3 protein-coding genes and 1 pseudogene are annotated in these 1962 nt (G+C 52.7%); all 4 read right to left on the bottom strand.

Features of this window, described 5'->3' with window-relative positions; translation table 11 throughout:
* Positions 1-60: 60 nt before the first annotated feature.
* On the bottom strand, positions 61-588 hold the full coding sequence (locus PPL9_RS08765) for a hypothetical protein (RefSeq protein WP_057462353.1): 528 nt from the start codon (positions 586-588) through the stop codon (positions 61-63).
* A 2-nt stretch (positions 589-590) separates the two neighbouring features.
* Positions 591-1460, bottom strand: a complete 870-nt coding sequence (locus tag PPL9_RS08760) for a hypothetical protein (protein ID WP_057462352.1) — start codon at positions 1458-1460, stop codon at positions 591-593.
* Positions 1460-1756, bottom strand: a complete 297-nt coding sequence (locus tag PPL9_RS08755; protein ID WP_057462351.1) for a hypothetical protein — start codon at positions 1754-1756, stop codon at positions 1460-1462. Before PPL9_RS08755 ends, PPL9_RS08760 begins: the two co-directional genes overlap by 1 nt.
* 119 nt (positions 1757-1875) lie before the next feature.
* Positions 1876-1962, bottom strand: a pseudogene (locus tag PPL9_RS34765) (type VI secretion system tube protein Hcp); the annotation flags it as partial.

Raw genomic sequence — 1962 nt, 5'->3', positions numbered from 1 at the left:
TGGACAATAGCATTCATAACAAACTCACTGGCAAAAGAAAAAACAAAGGATCTATAAGAATTAGGAGTGATCTGGCGAACTTAGCTGGTGCATCACCTCCGGCGGTGGATACGGTTTGCCAGCAGAGGAAGACGGCGGACACAACACACTGGGAGCAACCAGTGTTTCGTCATCGCGCTGAAAGTCATTCAGGAAAGTTTGGTCACAGGAGCGGTATCCAGCTGCGATAGCCTGAGTACGGGCGTAGTCGGTGAGCACAACCCCAAGAAACGCCCCGCCAACAGCAACGGTTAAGAACACGACCGAAAAGCTTTTAACCGAGCTCTTGACCCATCTTTGGCCCCAAGGGGTAAGAGCGTAGTGGAGAACAGGAAGACAAAGCCCTCCAAGAACCCATTGGGTCTTTCCGCGTGGGACAATCAGAAGGTCCTGTGTCTGTCCGAATAAAAGAAAGATGTCAGAGAGGATGACCCAGCACAGAAAGATAACTAGACAATCCAAAAACAGCATTGCGACATGTGTCCGTTTGAGATCAGCAGCAAGCCAATTCGCGGATTTCTCAATGCGGTCAAAACACCAGTCAAACATCGCTACCTCCGGTAGATCTGGTTATACAGATCCGAACCGCCAAAGTGCCAAATGATCTCACGCTCTAGACGGTACAAAAAACTATTGCTGCGGCGTTCAAACTCTTCCACCTTCTGGCGCATGGAAACTTGTGCTTCACGAATGATCTGCCCTGTCTCCTGAATTCCATGGGCAATTGCCTTACCCGTCCAGTGCAGAGCTTGGCCAAGTTTTTCCCGAATACCAAATGCCTTATCGAGTTCGGCTAAAGCAATACCAGCGATCATTCCAACAACGATCGCTCCTCCAGCAACTGCAAGGGCGGGAAGCGCAATCACAGTCAGTCCAGCCAACCAACCAGCTGCCAACGTTCCGGCAGCCAGTGCCACCGTACCAATAGCAACATCTGTAATGATGTTTGCAAACAGCTCGTGATAGAGTTGCTCATCACTCATGATGAACTGCATCACATCGAGCACTACATAGCAGGTGATCATGATGACTGCGTTTGACCTGCCTGCTGATTTTAGTGCCTCCGGACCAATGCCAAAGGCAACGACTTTGGGGGACGTGGACAGATACCGTGTACCCTTCAAGGTCTCACGCAAGGCGGAGTATCCCTTAAACACCACATAGGTCTTGCCGTTCACTACCTTTGTGTAATAGCGCCCCTGCAGGCCGATTTCTTTTAGGAGTGTTTGACCACCCTTCATATCGCGTAGCAGCACTGGCAGGCTCGCCAAGTCCAGGGCACCGCCGGTTGTTGTTCCAAGGCTTTGATGGGCGTCCACTACGGCTTGCGCAAAGAGCTCCATATCCATCACCACAGCTTCTTCCTGGCGTGGATTGATCAGCTCTGCTGCCATACGTTGTTCCGCCAGCGGATAAACCATCAGAATATCTCCTTGTGCGGCTGATCCCCGGGCTTGACAATCAAGCGGTGGCCGGGAAACTGATCCAGAAAACCCCGGATCTCCAGTTCTTCAGACAGATCTTCATGCAGTGCATCAGAAGACCGTTCAGGCCGGTCACGGCCTTGCAAGACCACATGCGCCGTGCCTGCCGGATCGCACTCTTGCGGTGCAGCTTCAGCTACCGCCTCCACCTTACGCCGGCGCCACAGCAAGCTGCGAAAGAAGCTGCGCAAGTAGCCGCGCTTTGCTGAGGCTTTGCCAGAGACAGGTTGCATATTCCAACTCCGCAGATCAGGCCCAAATCAAATGCTGCCTATCGTTTAACTCGCCCATAGGCAGTGTCCGGGCCAAAGCTGGCCCGGATCTGACTTCCAGTTCCCTCCGGAAGGAAGGTTTAAGCAGCAGGCGCGCGCCAGTCATCAGCACCAGACGTGCCGGAGACTGTGTGTTCCCACATGATCTTGCGGTAAGACAGTTCAAT

Source organism: Pseudovibrio sp. POLY-S9 (assembly GCF_001431305.1).
GTDB lineage: Bacteria > Pseudomonadota > Alphaproteobacteria > Rhizobiales > Stappiaceae > Pseudovibrio.
This window is presented reverse-complemented; position numbering and strand designations above follow the sequence as displayed.

What these genes read in the sequence shown, in the direction of transcription:
- PPL9_RS08760 (WP_057462352.1), bottom strand. Translation starts at nt 1,460, where the DNA reads ATGGTTTATCCGCTGGCGGAACAACGTATGGCAGCAGAGCTGATCAAT.
- PPL9_RS08755 (WP_057462351.1), bottom strand. Translation starts at nt 1,756, where the DNA reads ATGCAACCTGTCTCTGGCAAAGCCTCAGCAAAGCGCGGCTACTTGCGC.
- PPL9_RS08765 (WP_057462353.1), bottom strand. Translation starts at nt 588, where the DNA reads ATGTTTGACTGGTGTTTTGACCGCATTGAGAAATCCGCGAATTGGCTT.